At 50.2% G+C, this 16,056-nt stretch carries 16 protein-coding genes; 11 read left to right on the forward strand and 5 right to left on the reverse strand.

All coding sequences use genetic code 11. The features are described from left to right. Positions 1 to 1,347 (forward strand): sigma-54-dependent transcriptional regulator, encoded by a 1,347-nt coding sequence (locus tag ASG34_RS07825; RefSeq protein ID WP_055828962.1) that lies wholly within the window; start codon positions 1 to 3, stop codon positions 1,345 to 1,347. 31 nt (positions 1,348 to 1,378) lie between these two features. On the opposite strand, the gene ASG34_RS07830 is transcribed toward ASG34_RS07825, so the two are convergent. Together ASG34_RS07830 and ASG34_RS07835 are read right to left on the reverse strand one after the other, a co-directional pair. Then, positions 1,379 to 2,149 carry a DODA-type extradiol aromatic ring-opening family dioxygenase gene (locus ASG34_RS07830; protein ID WP_055828964.1) on the reverse strand — a complete coding sequence of 257 codons (771 nt, stop codon included), beginning with the start codon at positions 2,147 to 2,149 and terminating at the stop codon, positions 1,379 to 1,381. Between the two features lie 24 nt (positions 2,150 to 2,173). Then, on the reverse strand, positions 2,174 to 2,566 hold the full coding sequence (locus tag ASG34_RS07835; protein ID WP_055828966.1) for a DoxX family protein: 393 nt from the start codon (positions 2,564 to 2,566) through the stop codon (positions 2,174 to 2,176). Between the two features lie 147 nt (positions 2,567 to 2,713). Between ASG34_RS07835 and ASG34_RS07840 the strand changes: the two genes are divergently transcribed. After that, positions 2,714 to 3,622: a LysR family transcriptional regulator gene (locus ASG34_RS07840; RefSeq protein ID WP_235559705.1), complete on the forward strand. Its 909-nt coding sequence runs from the start codon at positions 2,714 to 2,716 to the stop codon at positions 3,620 to 3,622. On the opposite strand, the gene ASG34_RS07845 is transcribed toward ASG34_RS07840, so the two are convergent. Next, positions 3,616 to 4,020 (reverse strand): DoxX family protein, encoded by a 405-nt coding sequence (locus tag ASG34_RS07845; protein ID WP_055828968.1) that lies wholly within the window; start codon positions 4,018 to 4,020, stop codon positions 3,616 to 3,618. The two genes, ASG34_RS07840 and ASG34_RS07845, sit on opposite strands and share 7 nt — an antisense overlap. Before the next feature lie 217 nt (positions 4,021 to 4,237). Between ASG34_RS07845 and ASG34_RS07850 the strand changes: the two genes are divergently transcribed. The 9 genes from ASG34_RS07850 (at position 4,238) to ASG34_RS07890 (ending at position 13,090) form a co-directional block, all read left to right on the forward strand. Continuing rightward, on the forward strand, positions 4,238 to 4,906 hold the full coding sequence (locus ASG34_RS07850) for a TetR/AcrR family transcriptional regulator (protein WP_235559706.1): 669 nt from the start codon (positions 4,238 to 4,240) through the stop codon (positions 4,904 to 4,906). Further along, positions 4,899 to 5,978, forward strand: coding sequence for an efflux RND transporter periplasmic adaptor subunit (locus ASG34_RS07855; protein WP_055828971.1), 1,080 nt, complete (start codon positions 4,899 to 4,901; stop codon positions 5,976 to 5,978). The genes ASG34_RS07850 and ASG34_RS07855 overlap by 8 nt, the downstream gene beginning before the upstream one ends. Next, the gene (locus ASG34_RS07860) at positions 5,979 to 9,167 is read left to right on the forward strand and encodes an efflux RND transporter permease subunit (protein WP_055828973.1); all 3,189 of its coding nucleotides are present in this window, start codon (positions 5,979 to 5,981) and stop codon (positions 9,165 to 9,167) included. A gap of 120 nt (positions 9,168 to 9,287) precedes the next feature. Continuing rightward, positions 9,288 to 9,944 carry a protein-L-isoaspartate O-methyltransferase family protein gene (locus ASG34_RS07865; RefSeq protein WP_055828975.1) on the forward strand — a complete coding sequence of 219 codons (657 nt, stop codon included), beginning with the start codon at positions 9,288 to 9,290 and terminating at the stop codon, positions 9,942 to 9,944. Between the two features lie 16 nt (positions 9,945 to 9,960). Further along, a complete protein-coding gene (locus ASG34_RS07870) occupies positions 9,961 to 11,298 on the forward strand; it encodes a TolC family outer membrane protein (RefSeq protein ID WP_055828977.1) in 1,338 nt (445 codons plus the stop codon). A gap of 1 nt (position 11,299) precedes the next feature. Continuing rightward, positions 11,300 to 11,854 carry an isochorismatase family protein gene (locus ASG34_RS07875; protein WP_055828980.1) on the forward strand — a complete coding sequence of 185 codons (555 nt, stop codon included), beginning with the start codon at positions 11,300 to 11,302 and terminating at the stop codon, positions 11,852 to 11,854. Positions 11,855 to 11,871: 17 nt separating this feature from the next. Next, complete coding sequence (locus ASG34_RS07880; protein ID WP_055828982.1) at positions 11,872 to 12,210, forward strand: tRNA-binding protein; 339 nt, start codon at positions 11,872 to 11,874, stop codon at positions 12,208 to 12,210. A 27-nt stretch (positions 12,211 to 12,237) separates the two neighbouring features. Next, the gene (locus ASG34_RS07885; RefSeq protein WP_055828985.1) at positions 12,238 to 12,729 is read left to right on the forward strand and encodes a GNAT family N-acetyltransferase; all 492 of its coding nucleotides are present in this window, start codon (positions 12,238 to 12,240) and stop codon (positions 12,727 to 12,729) included. Positions 12,730 to 12,742: 13 nt separating this feature from the next. After that, positions 12,743 to 13,090: a GFA family protein gene (locus ASG34_RS07890; protein WP_055828988.1), complete on the forward strand. Its 348-nt coding sequence runs from the start codon at positions 12,743 to 12,745 to the stop codon at positions 13,088 to 13,090. Between the two features lie 163 nt (positions 13,091 to 13,253). On the opposite strand, the gene pnp is transcribed toward ASG34_RS07890, so the two are convergent. Together pnp and rpsO are read right to left on the reverse strand one after the other, a co-directional pair. Beyond that, on the reverse strand, positions 13,254 to 15,374 hold the full coding sequence (gene pnp / locus ASG34_RS07895) for a polyribonucleotide nucleotidyltransferase (protein WP_055828991.1): 2,121 nt from the start codon (positions 15,372 to 15,374) through the stop codon (positions 13,254 to 13,256). Positions 15,375 to 15,662: 288 nt separating this feature from the next. After that, a complete protein-coding gene (gene rpsO, locus ASG34_RS07900) occupies positions 15,663 to 15,932 on the reverse strand; it encodes a 30S ribosomal protein S15 (protein WP_055828993.1) in 270 nt (89 codons plus the stop codon). Between the last annotated feature and the right edge of the window lie 124 nt (positions 15,933 to 16,056).

The raw sequence follows: 16,056 nt of genomic DNA on the forward strand, positions 1-16,056 counted from the left end.
ATGACAACCCCAATCACTATCCTCGCCGTTGATGATGAGCCGAATATGCGGCGCCTGCTGGAAATCAGCCTGCGCCAGGCCGGTTATCGTGCCCTTTCAGCTGGCAATGGCCGCGAGGCGATGGCGTTTATCCAGCAACAGCAGATAGACCTGGTAGTCAGTGATTTACATATGCCAGGCATGAATGGCCTGCAATTGCTGGAAACCTTGCGCAAAGAACATGAGCATTTGCCCTTCATTATGGTGACTGCACAAGGTGAAATTAAGACCGCAGTTGCAGCGATGAAACTGGGTGCCAGCGATTATATTTTGCGCCCGTTTGAGCTGGAAACACTGGAAGTCGCCATTGATAAAGCCCTGACGCTCAAACGTATCAAGCAGGAAAACAGGTTTTTCAAAGAAACCCAGCAACCGGATATTACCGGCCTGGTAGGCAATAGCCCGGCCATGCAATCACTGAAACAGATGATTCAACAAGCCGCGCCGGAAAAGGCAACGGTATTTATCGTCGGTGAAACCGGCACTGGCAAGGAGCTCGTTGCCAAAGCCCTGCACGAAGCATCTCCCCGCAATTCGGCGTTATTTGTAGCCATCAACTGCGCAGCTATCCCGGCAGATATTCTCGAATCCGAATTGTTTGGGCATGAGAAAGGCGCTTTCACCGGCGCAGTGAAAGAACGCATCGGTAAATTTGAACTGGCCAATGGCGGTACGCTTTTTCTGGATGAAATTACCGAAATGCCTATTCAATTACAGTCAAAATTACTGCGGGTATTGCAGGAAAATGTCGTCGAGAAACTAGGTGGTAACCGGCAGGTTGCGCTCGATGTGCGGGTAGTTGCCGCAACCAATCGCGACCCGATACAGGCGGTCAAGGAAGGCAAGCTACGCGAAGATCTTTATTACCGCCTGAACGTGCTGCAATTGCAGATTCCGCCATTGCGTGAACGTAACGACGACATAGGATTACTGTCGGAGTTTTTTCTTGGTAAACGTCAGTGCCGGCTGAGTGAGAGCGCCAGGCTTTGCCTGCAACATTATGCATGGCCAGGCAATGTCCGTGAACTGGAAAACATTCTCGAACGCGCCGCGATTCTGGCAGCGAACCAGACCATACAGCCACAACATTTGCCAGCGGATATTGGTAAACAACTCCCTGAGTCATCAAGTGAAGTAGCATCAGATAGCAATGCGCTTTCCATCCCCCGCACCACGGAAGCCATGGAAAAGCGACTGATTTCACAGGCTCTGGAAGCTTGTCAGGGCAATAAAACCAAAGCGGCGAAGCTGCTAGAAATCAGTGAGCGGTCACTCTGGAATAAACTCAACCAATATGGGCTCCGTTAAGTGATTTCACATTCTTTACTAGCTGTTTAAATCAGTCTTCCCACACATAAGCATCCATAGCCAGAATGCCGTAAGTGGTTTCCGGCGTAAATCTTTTTGGTACACCCTGCCCACTGCCTGCCGCGACAAACAAAGGCATCAGGTGATCTTCGCTCGGGTGCGCTCGTATGCCTTGACGATTCTCCGTGCGGTAATTTAATAATGTTTGTGCTTGTTCTCCAGCCAGCTGATCGGCAATCCAGTCGGCAAACGTATTCACATAAGCTAACGGTGCTGCATCTCGCTGCCCGGTAAAAAAGTCTGACAAGTTGTGCGTGATAGCACCCGAAGCAAGGATCAGCACATTCTCATCATGCAAATCCTGTAGTGCCCGGCCCAGCGCGAATTGCGCTGCCGGTGTACTGCGGCTCTGTATCGATAGTTGCGTCACCGGAATATCGGCTTCGGGATACATCAGCGCCAACGGTACCCAGGCACCATGATCCAGGCCACGATCGGCTTGCGTTTGCGCTTGAATATCATGTGCCGCTAATAACTCAACCACTTTGTTAGCCAATGCGGGTGCGCCAGGAGCCGGGTAATGAATGGCATATAATGCCGCCGGAAATCCGGCAAAATCATGAATGGTTGGTGGATGCACTGCCAGACTGACCATAGGCACGCGCGTATCCCAATGTGCAGAGATGACCAGTATAGCGTCCGGCCTCGGCAAGGATGCTGCCAGGGTTGACAGCATTTTGCCGGTCTCCCCTGGTTCCAGCGCCAGCGTCGGCGCCCCATGCGAAACGAACAAGGTCGTCATCTAGCAGCCCCCGGCTTTGTGACTTTATGAACGACGGCGATTATCCAGACTGTAAGCACCGGCGCCGAACGCGACTACCAGCAATAAACCACCCACAATCGTCAAGTTTTTCAGGAACATGATCTGTTGCATCTGGTCAGCCAGATTGAAATGGAACAGAAACGCCGTTGCCAGCGTAAACAGGGCAATACCGGCAGCAGCCCAACGTGCTTTAAAGCCCACCAGCAAAGCAATACCTAGCACCAGCTCTACAAACAATGCTATGCCATAAGCGACTTCCGGCATAGGTGCGCCTACACTTTGAATGTAGCCTATGGTCCCTTCAGGATTGGCTGCTTTACCAAGGCCGCTGATAATAAAAATGTGTGATAACAAAACACGGCCTAAAACGCTGACTGCTGATTGAAATGAATTCATGTTCTACTCCTCCTGTGAATGAGTGGGCATTAGCCATTGAAATAATCTTGTCATGCTGATGACTAATACGATGTATTGTATTCCTGAATGGAAAAATTGATAATCCCTGTTATTTAAGTATCACTGTCTCATTTAAGTTGACAATATATGCCTTCATTTGAAGAAATGCGCTTTTTTATTGAAGTGGTCAAACATGGCAATTTCACCAGTGCAGCTAAAGTGCTGGGGATTTCCAAACAGCTGGTCAGCCGTCGTATCATTGCGCTTGAAGCGCGCTTGGGTGTGCGTTTATTGCAACGCACCACGCGCAAGTTATCACCCACAGAAACGGGAAAAGTTTTTTTCCAGCGTGCTCAGCATATTTTGCAAGCCATGCACGACGTAGAAGTTGAAATCAGTCATCGTTCGGATAAATTACGCGGCTTACTCAAAATCTCCACCCCGCTTTCATATGCCAACTTGAGGTTGGCGCCTGCGCTGACCTCCTTTATGCAATTGCATCCCATGCTTGAAATCTGGCTGGATGCAGATAACCGGCAAGTGGACATCGTCAGTGAAGGTTATGACATGGTCATTCGTGTCACTGACCAGCCGGAAGAAGGGATGGTGGCGCGCAAACTGGAAGATGCTGCCATGCGTTTTTGTTGCAGCCCGGACTACATCGCGCGTCATGGCGCCCCCCTATCTCCACATGCATTAACATCACATGCGTGCCTGACACACCGTGCCAGCGAGTGGATATTCAATGAAAACGACCAGCTGCAACGCATTCATATACAACCACGCTTAAGATCCAACCATGGTGAGGTGTTGCGCGATGCCGCGATTGCAGGACTGGGTATCACAGGCTTACCCGCATTTTATGTGATGGAGGCGCTGCAAACCGGAAAGCTGGTAGAGGTGCTGGCTGATTACACCATACAACAGGCGGGTATTTATGCCATGTATCCTTACCATAAGCAGGTTTCTGCGAACGCGCTGGCATTGGTGGCACATTTGCAGCAATGGTTCGGATCAGGTGAAACCAGATCCGAACTATTGAGCGCTGATCACTGATTAAGAACCAATCGCTTGCCGTGATCCACGCTGTAACCGCCAGGCCCAAAGGCGATGACGACAAGTAGCCCGCCAATAATAGTGATGTTTTTCAGAAACATGATGACCTGTACCGGATCGGCCATATTGCTATGAAACGTCAGCGCCGTGACAAAGGTAAAAATGGCGATCCCCGCTGCCGCCAGTTGCGACCGGAATCCGACTAATAACGCTATGCCTAATCCCAGCTCCACGAACAATGCCACCGCATAGGCTATCTGCGGTAATGGTAAATGAGCACTTTCAATATAGGCGATAGTACCCGCAGGATCCAACAATTTAGTAATGCCGCTGATAACAAAAATTAAAGACAATAAAACACGCCCCATAAAACTAACCCAACGCTGCCGAACATTCATACTGAATCGCTCCTAATCGTTTTTGGACTCGCCGCCCGCTCGATTCTTTGATCGCTACGGACATCGGTATGATGCATGCCGGTGAAAGACAGAGTTTGTTACCACTCAGCTAATCAGCCTCCCTGAACACCGGTGTATCACATTTGTTACTCTGCACCATTCTTGGCTGAAATGCCAGCATGATTTGACTTTGTTATTTAACGATGTTAAGTTAACGATGTTAACAATAAATTCCGCTATCGAATTCATGCCCCCAAAAGTAAAAACAGATGCTGAAAAACTGGCTATCCGCACTGTCATCATTGATGCGGCACGAGACTTGTTTATTCATCACGGGGTAGATGCAGTGACCATGCGAGGCGTGGCTAACAAGATCGGCTATTCAGCCACCAGCATCTACCTTTACTTCAGTGACAAGGAACAATTACTACGTGCAGTAGTGGATGCCGACGCCCTTAAGCTGGCACAGGCGCTGCACTCAACTTTAGCCATCAGCGATCCGCTGGAACGGTTTTTGCAGTTTGCCCAGCATTATGTGCAGTTTGCGCTGGCTAACCCCAATCATTACCGCATGATGTTTATGACGCCACATCTTCCTTGCGACCCGGCCTTGTCAAGCATTGAACAACATAACCCTGAACAGGATGGCTATGCCCAGCTCATAGGTGTGGCTACCAGCGCTTGCGCAGCCGGCATATTTAAAGATGAATTTAATCATCCTGTTCTCCTGGCACAAACCGTATGGGCATCCATGCATGGGTTGTGCGCATTGCAGATCAACATGGCCGATGATGCCTGGATCAATTGGCAGCCAATCGAAGCCCGTATCGATTTCATGATGCGCATGTGTTTACAAGGATTGTTGAAAGTTACTCCACATGAATAACGCTTTTTTACTTACGTTATGCTTCAGCCTTCTACTGGGTGCCTGCCACAAGGAAAACCAGGAAGTTGCCGCCCCACGCCCGGTATGGGTGATGAAGGTGGGTACTACAGATACTCATGCAAGTGGAAGTTACACCGGTGAAGTTCGCTCGCGCTACGAATCCAGCATCGGCTTCCGCATTGCCGGCAAGATTACTTCTCGTGATGTGAATGTGGGAGACATGGTTAAGAAAGGCCAGTTGATTGCACGGCTGGACCCGAATGATTCCCGGCTTAACGCGCAGGCAGCCAGTGCCGAGGTGCAGACTGCGCAGGCCAACCTGTCACTGGCAAAATCAGAACTAGCCCGTCGCGAGCAGCTTTACCAAAAACAATTCATTTCCAAATCCGCACTGGAAAGCTACGAGACCCAGGTCAAAACCTCGCAGGCTCGCCTGGCACAAGCCCAATCGCAAGCGGCAGTCAGCCAGCACCAAACCGCCTACACACAATTACTCGCTGATCGTGAAGGGGTAATCGGCATGATTCAGGCAGAGCCCGGACAAGTGGTTGCCGCCGGGCAGACCGTTGCGCAGATTTATGATTTGCAGACACTTGAAATCCAGATTTCTGTACCGGAAACCACCATAGCGGAGCTGAAGATCGGGGATACGGCACTGGTCACGCTTAAGGAATCAGCACAGCCATATACCGGACGTATCCGTGAAATTTCACCAGCGGCTAACAGCCAGACACATGCTTTTGATTTACGTATCCAGCTACTCAATATTGATCATCGCATCAAGCTGGGAATGACTGCAGACGTAATGTTCTCTGAGGCGAATACCGCGCAAAAAATTATCGTCCCTTCCACCGCGGTGACGCAAAATGGTCAACAAGCAGCAGTCTGGGTAATTGATCCGCAACAGCAAGTACATCTGCGCCCGGTCACGACCGGCTTACTCAGCGAACAAGGGATAGAAATTACTTCTGGCCTGCAAGCAGGCGAAATTATCGCTACTATCGGCGTGCATACATTGACCGAAGGCATGCAAGTACAAGCGGTGACGCCTGCACCCGAGGTGCTTCGCTAAATGACTGCACCTAATATGCCGGATAACCAGCAGCACCCAGAGCTACACCAGCGCTTTAACCTCTCGACCTGGGCATTGAAAAATCAGGCCTTGGTGCTGTATTTTATTATCCTGACGCTGATAGGCGGTGTACTGGCGTATACCCACCTCGGGCAATCTGAAGACCCGCCATTTACTTTCAAGGTCATGCTGGTCCGCGCCAGCTGGCCAGGGGCCTCAGCCCAGGAAGTCGAGCAGCAAGTCACTGACAGGATAGAGAAAAAACTGCAGGAAATTCCCTCTATCGATTACACCAGCAGCTATTCAAGACCTGGTGAATCGGTGGTTTTCATTGTGATCCGTGATAATACTTTCTCGGAGAAGATTCCCGAATTATGGTATCAAATACGTAAAAAGATAGGCGATATCCGCCACACTTTTCCCGGCGACCTGCAAAGCCTGACCTTTAACGATGAGTTCAGTGATGTCTACGGCACTATGTACGCCATCACGGCCGATGGCCTTAACCCGCAGCAACTGAAACGGCAGGCTGAATGGGTACGGTCACGCCTGCTCAAACTACCAGATGTGGAAAAAGTCGATCTCTTCGGTGAACAGCCACAGAAAATTATTATCGAGATCTCCAACCAGAAACTGACCTCGCTGGGAATCAGTCCGGCCCAACTGGCGCAGATGCTGAAACAGCAAAACACAGTCATCGGTTCAGGCACATTTGATGCAGGGCCGGAACGCATCAGGCTCAGCGTGAGCGGGCGCTTACAAACACTGGAAGATTTGCGACAGTTTCCTATTCGCGCCGGTAATCAAAACCTGACCCTGGGGGAGATTGCTACCATCAAACGCGGTTACGCTGACCCGCCTTCGCAACGCATACACTTCAACGGTCAGTCGGCATTATTGATTGGTGTCAGCATGCAGCAAGGCGGCGATGTGATTGCACTGGGTGAAGCGTTGCAACAAAACATCACCAGCGTACAAAAACAGCTTCCGGTAGGTGTGCAACTGCACTCTGTGACGTCACAGCCGGATATTGTCCAGCACTCGGTACAAGACTTTGTACATTCCCTGACCGAAGCCTTGATCATTGTGCTGGCTGTCAGCCTGCTCTCTCTAGGCTGGCGGACCGGCATCGTGGTCGCGGTGGCAATCCCGATCGTACTCGCAGGCACTTTCCTGATGATGGACTGGTTTGGCATAGGCTTGCACAAAATCTCGCTAGGGGCCTTGATTCTGGCATTGGGCTTGTTGGTGGATGATGCCATTATCGCGGTAGAGATGATGGCATCGAAAATGGAACAGGGCTGGGCGCGTATGGACGCGGCCTCATTTGCATTCACCTCCACCGCGATGCCTATGCTGACCGGCACGCTGGTCACTGTAGCCGGTTTTTTGCCTATTGCTATCGCGGTGTCCTCAACCGGAGAATATACCCGTTCCATTTTCCAGGTATCTGCAATCGCGTTGACTTTATCGTGGGTGGCTGCGGTGATCGTCGTGCCGTTTTTAGGCTATCACCTGTTACCTGATGCTGCACAACAAACCAGTGCGCCTGGCGGAGTAATGCAAAAAATAAAGTATTTCCTGGGTTTTAAAAACAAGCCTGAAAGCGAAGCAAGCGCTCACCACCACGATATCTATGAGACCAAATTTTACAAGCGCCTGCAGGGTATTGTCAGCTGGTGTGTGATGCACAAAGGTATTGTGATTATCGCCACTATCATTCTGTTTGTAGTGTCCATGTTCAGTTTTGGCAAGGTACAACAGCAGTTTTTCCCAGACTCCACCCGGCTGGAAATTGTGGTCGATTTGCGCCTGGCCGAAAATGCCAGTGACCAGTCCACCGATGAGGCGGTGAAAAAGCTTGAGCATTGGTTACAGCAATGGCAAAAAAATCATGCGCCGGTACAAAATGTAGTGTCTTATGTCGGCTCAGGAGCCCCGCGTTACTATTTGCCCCTGGATGTGCAACTGCCTCATCGCGCGTTTGCGCAACTGGTGATTCTCTGTGACAACTTACACCAGCGGGAATCTTTACGTAACGACCTGCTGACATTGTTCGAACATGACTTCCCGCAACTGCGTGCGTCTATCCTGCGGCTGGAAAATGGTCCGCCAGTGGGTTTCCCGGTGCAATTTCGTGTCGACGGCCAGAATCTGCAGGCAATCAGGGAGGTTGCACACAAGATTGCCGATGCCATGCGCGCCAACCCACATTTGCGTAATGTACAGCTAGGCTGGGAAGAGCCAAGTAAAGTGATTCATGTGGATATCGACCAGCACAAAGCCAGGCTGTTAGGGGTGAGTTCGCCCGATATCGCGCAATTGCTGAATACGCAGTATTACGAACAAGTAGTCAGCGAATTCAGGGAAGGCAATGAACGGATAGACCTGGTGATGCGCAGTACCGGGGCAGAACACAGCAAGCTCTCGCAACTGGCGCAACTCACGGTATTAAGCCAGCGTGGCGAGCGTGTCCCCCTGGCGCAGGTTGCCAATATCCATGACGGGTTTGAAGAAGGCGTGATCTGGCGGCGTAATCGCGTGCCTTCGCTCACGGTGCGCGCCCACTTGCGAGGCAATATGCAAGCGCCGGTAGTGTCTACACAAATCACGCAAGCGATTCAGCCCATATTGCAGAAGCTGCCTGCTGGCGTGACTGTAGAAACTGGCGGCGCGATAGAAGAATCAGCCAAAGGTGCCAAATCAGTGGCCAAAGGTGTGCCCTTGTTTTTCGCGGCGGTTTTTACTTTACTGATGCTGCAGTTACGCAGTATCTCGAATGTTTTACTGGTGGTGCTCACTGCCCCATTAGGGATGATAGGCATCACCTTCGCCCTGTTGTTGTTTAATATGCCGTTTGGCTTTGTGGCCATGCTCGGCAGCATTGCATTATCCGGCATGATCATGCGCAACTCGGTGATTCTGGTCGACCAGATTAACCAGGATATCGAAGAAGGTGCTTCGCTGGAACAGGCAGTTGTGCAATCTACCGTACGCCGCTTCCGACCTATCGTGCTCACTGCCGCCGCTGCCATTTTGGCGATGATTCCGCTGACACGCAGTGTGTTCTTCGGACCGATGGCTGTCGCCATTATGGGCGGCTTGGCAGTGGCTACTGTGCTTACCATTTTGTTTGTACCAGCCCTGTATACATTCTGGGCAAGGCTTACCGCAAGAACCGCGAAATGATGACGCAATAAACTATAATACTGAGACCAGACAGGCATTAAATGCAGGGCAGGATTTAAAAGGTAATTGCCTTGAATTCTGCAACTAGATGGACATTGAACTTACACACAGGACTAGACCATGACAGACCAGGCAACCGCACGTTTTAACATGATTGAGCAACAGATCCGCACCTGGGAGGTGCTGGACCCTAAAGTACTGGCAACACTCAACAGTATCCCGCGTGAAAACTTTGTCCCGGATGCTTATCGCGGGCTGGCCTTTGCCGACATTGAGATTCCCTTGGCGCATGATCAGCAAATGCTGAGCCCTAAAGTGGAAGGCCGTTTTTTACAGGCTTTGCAATTGCAGGCGACGGACAAAGTATTACTGATAGGCGCTGGCAGTGGCTATTTGGCAGCCTTGATGGCGCAACACGCTGCGCAAGTGACCGCGCTTGAGATATTCCCTGACTTGTGTGAATTAGCCAGCCAGAACCTGAGCAAACAAGGCATCCAGAATGTGCAGGTGATAGAAGCTGATGGTCATAGCGGATTGGAATCCAATGCGCCGTTTGACGCGATTGTGTTTACTGCCTCAAGCCCTGTAGAGGCTGAAGGCGTCCGTCGCCAGCTGAGCATAGGTGGTCGCATGTTGATTGTGCTGGGTAAAGCCCCGGTCATGCAGGCAACCTTGATCCAGCGCCTGGCAGAGCACAGCTACAAACAGGACGTGCTGTTTGAGACCAGCCTGACTGAAATGCAGAACGCACCGCAAGCACAAGCATTCTCTTTCTAAGCTACATTAACGCGCTATGAATATCTTGTCACGGGTTTTGCTACTGACCGCCTTGTGCATACCGCAAGCCATTCTGGCAGCGTCACAAAGCTTGATGGACGTGTATCAGGAAGCCAAAGCCAATGACCCGGTGCTCGCTTCTGCTGGGAGTGCGAATCAGGCCGCGCAGGAAATCATAGAACAAGCCAAGGCCGGCTATCGGCCTTCAGTTAATTTTCTGGCGGGCGCCAATGCCAACCGTACCGATTTAAAGATTATTGGTAGTCCGGCGCCTTTCCCCGGCGGACGCAATAACTTTGAAGGCTACCAGGCCCAGCTGCAAGCCAGGCAACCAATCTTTCGCAAAGAAAACCTGGAACGCATAGACCAGAGCAAAGTGCAGGTCAGCATTGCAGACAAGCAATATCACCTTGCCCAGCAAGGGCTGATGTTGCGCACTACGCAGGCTTACTTTGATATGTTGCTTGCGCAAGATCGCATCACCTTGATCGAAGCGCAGAAAAAAGCCATTCAACGCCAGTTGCAACAGGCGAATGCGAATTTTGAAGTAGGTACCGCCACCGTGACCGATGTCAATGAAGCGCAGGCGCGTTATGACCTGATTGCCGCACAAGAACTTTCTGCGCTAAATGACATGGAAATTGCCAGACGCAGCCTGCAGGCGATCACAGGCAAACTGCCGGAGCAACTCGCAAGCGTTCGCGAAGATATACAGGTCACACCCAATCTGAAAGCCATGCAGGAGTGGCAGGATGTCACCAATGCCAGCAACCTCAATATCCAGATCCAGCAGGAAACCGTGCAGGTCAGTGAAAAAGACATTGAAATTGCGCGGGCCGGACATTACCCGGCAGTAGATGCGGTTGCCAGCTACCAGGATAGTTACAGCAATGGCGGCCAGTACGGGTTTGGCGGCGACCTGAAAAGCGCCAGTATTGGTGTGGAAGTCTCCATGCCACTATACCAGGGCGGCGCCATTACCTCCCGCGTGCGACAGGCCGCTTTAAACCGGCAAAAAGCACTGGATGACTTGCAGAATGCATTGCGCCAGACCACACTGGAAACCCAGCGCGCCTATTTGAACCTGAATACCAGCATCGCCCAAGTGAAAGCGCTGGAGCAGGCGCTCAAAAGTAGCCAGAGCCAGATGGACTCCACCCAGCTAGGTTACGAAGTCGGTATACGCACCAGCGTAGATGTGCTCAACGCACAACAGCAATATTTCAGCGCCAACCGTGACTTATTGCAGGCGCGCTACAACTATCTGGCCAATATCATCCGCCTCAAAACCGCCAGTGGCATTGTATCGGAAGCGGATTTGCGGGATATAGACCAGCAATTGGCAAGGAAATAGTATGAATACCATCATAGCAAGCACGGACGCCGTCTGGATGCTGGTCGATGTGCAAACACGCTTATGTGCAGTCATGCAAAAAGACGCCATGTCAGCCGTGGTGAATAACATTCAGCGCCTGATCCAGGGCGCACAACTCCTCAATATTCCCCTATGGGTGACTGAGCAGTATCCGGAAAAACTGGGCGAAACGCTGCCGGAATTGCAGGCTTTGTTACCAGAGTACACACCACGTTTCGGCAAGCTGGCTTTCTCCGCCTGGCATGAAGCAGCCTTGCAGGAATCTTCCGTCAGCGTCGCACCACAAGTTGTACTGTTTGGCTTGGAAGCCCACATCTGTGTATTGCAAACCGCATTAGATGCACTGGCTTCCGGCAAGCAGGTATTTGTGGTTGAAGACGCAGTGATCTCACGCAATGAAGCCCATCGTTTAAATGCGTTGGCGAGATTACAGGCAGCAGGTTGCATCATTACCAATACTGAATCTGTGTTATTCGAGCCTATGCAAGGTGCAACGCATCCGCAATTCAAAGCGATCTCTGGGCTGATTCGCTAACTAGACTTACTGCAAAAATGAATCAAATCGAATGGAGTGACTTCACCAAAGTAGAGTTACGCGTGGGACGCGTACTTTCTGCAGAGATATTTCCCGAAGCGCGTAAACCCGCCTATAAGTTACAAATCGATTTTGGTGCTGAGATTGGTATCCGCAAATCCAGTGCCCAAATCACAGCGCACTACACCCCGGAAGTACTGGTAGGAAAACTGGTCGTCGCGGTGGTCAATTTCCCCCTTAAACAAATTGGGCCGTTTATGTCTGAATGCCTGGTCACTGGCTTTCACGATGCGGAAGGCAATGTCACATTGTGCATGCCGGAACATGAAGTGCCTTTAGGTAGCAAATTGCTGTAACACAAGACTTACAGAAGAAAGTCATCGATGCATATCCGTGAAGCAACTCTGGAAGATTTTGAGCAGATCTGGCCATTTTTCCATGAGATCGTTTCTGCTGGTGAAACCTATGCCTACCCGCGTGACACAACCCGGGAACAGGCGATTACATTATGGATGGAGACGCCAAGAAAAACCTTTGTCGCAGAAGAAAACGGGCAGATATTAGGTAGCTATTACATCAAAACCAACCAGCCTGGTGGCGGTGATCATGTCTGCAATTGCGGTTATATGGTGTCATCCACTGCGCGTGGTTTAGGTCTTGCGACAACCATGTGCGAGCACTCGCAGCAATTGGCAAAATCATTGGGTTACCAGGCCATGCAGTTCAACTTTGTTGCCTCCAGCAATGAAGGTGCTGTGCGCTTATGGACCAAACTGGGATTTGAAACAGTAGGCAGGTTGCCAAAAGCATTCAGACATCCCAGCAAAGGCTATGTCGATGCACTGGTGATGTACAAATGGCTATCAGAACGATGAAAGGAGAAAGGTCATGACCTATAAAGGCAGCTGCCATTGCGGCAATATTGCATTTGAGGTGCAAGGTGAAATCACCAGCGCGTTAGCCTGTAACTGTTCCCTTTGTCAGCGCAAGGGGTCTTTGCTCTGGTTTGTACCCTTCACAGAATTAAAGTTGCTGACTCCTGAGTCCGCTATCAGCACTTACACATTCAATAGACACGTCATCAAACATCATTTCTGTCCTATATGCGGCATTCACCCTTATGGTCAGGGTATGGATGCGAAAGGTAATGCCATGGCTGCTATCAATATCCGCTGCATTGAAGATATCGATCTGGGCAGTATCCCTGTGCAACATTACGATGGTCGTTCCGCTTAACAAAGTGCTCCTCATAAGGAATGGCCCTGAAATTTCCTTGCTCGTGTGATTACGATCCTCAACAGTTGGCGACATTATCTGCTCAGGATATCAGCGCGATTGCGCAAGCTTGTAAACTCAATAAAAAAAGCCCGCTTGCGCGGGCTTTTTACTTCACTGCTAATTACTCAGCAGCTGGTGTTTCTTCTCTTGCAGGCGGGTCGATCAAGGCTTTGATGCTTAAGCGCACTTTACCTTTGTCATCTAACTCAACCACTTTAACTTTCACGATGTCGCCTTCTTTGAGGTAATCACCTACTGCTTTCACACGCTCGTGTGCAATTTGTGAAATATGTACCAGGCCATCTTTACCTGGCAACAATGTCACCACAGCACCGAAATCAAGGATCTTGACCACTGGGCCCTCGTAAACCTGGCCAATTTCGACTTCAGCGGTAATCGCAGCAATACGACGTTGCGCTTCAGCACCTTCTTCTGCACTGGTGCAGGCGATTTTCACGGTACCATCTTCTTCGATATCGATGCTGGTGTTGGTTTCTTTAGTCAGCGCCTGGATCACGGAACCGCCTTTACCAATCACGTCACGGATTTTGTCCGGATTGATTTTCATGGAGATGATACGTGGCGCAAATTGTGACATTTCGGTGTTTACACCAGACACAGCCTCTTTCATCAGGCCCAGGATATGCGCGCGGCCTTCTTTGGCCTGTGCCAGGGCTACTTGCATGATCTGTGCTGTGATGCCGGTGATTTTGATGTCCATTTGCAGTGCAGTAATCCCTTTATCGGTACCTGCTACTTTAAAGTCCATATCACCCAGGTGATCCTCGTCACCCAGAATGTCAGTCAGCACCGCGACGCGGTTGCCTTCTTTAATCAGGCCCATCGCCACACCGGCAACATGCGCAGTCAGTGGCACGCCAGCGTCCAGCATGGACAAGCAACCGCCACAGACAGAAGCCATAGAGCTGGATCCATTAGATTCAGTGATCTCAGAAACGACACGGATGGTGTAATCAAAATCACCTTTGGCTGGTAATACTGCTTTCAATGCGCGCTTAGCCAGGTTGCCATGGCCGATTTCGCGGCGTTTTGGCGTACCTACACGGCCAGTTTCACCAGTGGCGAACGGAGGCATGTTGTAGTGCAGCATGAAGCTGTCGTAGTACTCGCCACCCAAGGCATCAATGGTTTGCTCATCTTTACCGGTACCCAAAGTAGTTGCTACCAGCGCTTGTGTTTCACCACGGGTAAACAGGGCAGAACCGTGCGTGCGTGGCAATACACCGGAGCGGATCACGATAGGACGCACGGTGCGGGTGTCACGGCCATCAATACGTGGCTCGCCATTCAGGATCTGGCTACGTACGGTTTTCGCTTCCAGCTTGAAGAATTCGTCTTTAATCTTGTTGGCTTCGAGTGTAGAAGTTTCTTCGGTGATTAAAGTGCTCATCACGCGGGATTTCACTTCATCCAGCTTGGCAGAACGCTCGCCTTTGGATTTGATTTTGAATGCCGCATTGATGTCATCAGAAGCAATTGACGAGATTTTTTCGATCAATGCAGTGTCTGGTTCTGGTACTGTCCAGTCCCAGGCATCTTTACCAGCTTCGTTAGCCAGTTCGTTAATGATTTTAATCACAGATTGCATTTGCTCGTGACCGTAAACAACGGCGCCTAGCATGACATCTTCCGGCAACTCTTTAGCTTCGGATTCAACCATCATTACAGCGGTTTCAGTCGCAGCCACTACCAGGTCCAGTGCTGACTCGGTCAGTTGTGAAGCGGTTGGGTTTAAAACGTATTCGCCGTTAATGTAACCCACGCGAGCAGCACCCATAGGGCCGTAGAATGGGATACCGGACAATGCGATCGCAGCTGAAGCACCAATCATGGCTGGAATGTCAGCATCGATTTCAGGATCGTAAGACAATACGGTGGCTACGATTTGCACTTCATTGTAGAAGGCGTCAGGGAATAAAGGACGCATAGGGCGGTCGATCAGACGCGCGGTCAATGTTTCTTTTTCAGAAGGGCGGCCTTCGCGTTTGAAGTATCCACCCGGGATGCGGCCTGCTGCATAGGTTTTTTCCTGGTAATCCACAGTCAGAGGAAAAAAGTCCTGGCCCTCTTTGACTGTTGTTTTCGCAGTAGCTGCAACCAGTACCACAGTATCTCCGTAGCTCACCATCACGGCGCCATCCGCCTGGCGTGCCACTTCACCTGTCTCAATTGTCAGGGTGTGCGCACCAAACTGGATGCTTTTTTTAGTAATTTCAAACATTAGTTTTCCTTTTCTACCATGGCTATTCACTACCTAATAGCCAATCTCAACAATAGAAACTTGGAATAAGCATTTATTCCGCGTTTCGCGATATGCGGTGACTTCTGTCAGTGCGCTTTTGTTTTAATGAACAAAACATACCCACAGAAGCCACCCCAGTGGTGATTTTTATCCCTGATTATTTCGAACATTCCAGGGATTTTAAAAACAAAAAAGCCGAGGCAAGCACCATGCCATCGGCTTTTATTTCGTTAAAAGTGAGCTGTAATTTTCGTCACTTTAACCAAATTATTTACGCAGGTTCAGACGCTCAATCAATGTCTGATAACGACTAACGTCTTTACCTTTCAGGTAATCTAACAGGCTACGACGTTGGCTAACCATTGCCAACAGACCACGACGTGAGTGGTTGTCTTTTTTGTTAGCTTTGAAATGCTCAGTCAGGTATGTAATACGGTTAGTCAACAAAGCAACTTGTACTTCTGGGCTAGCCGTGTCGCCTGGACTGCGTTGGAATTCTTTAATAATCTTTGCGGATTGTTCTGCGGTAACAGCCATCTTTATTTTCCTAATTAGCGTCAATATCGCTGCAGCCAGACAACCTATTTGCCTACCGCGTCGACATTCAATTTACTCGAACCGAGCATTATAGAGACAAAGACTCACCTTGCAAAGAAATTTG

It is taken from the genome of Methylophilus sp. Leaf416 (genome assembly GCF_001424665.1).
Taxonomy (GTDB): Bacteria; Pseudomonadota; Gammaproteobacteria; order Burkholderiales; family Methylophilaceae; genus Methylophilus.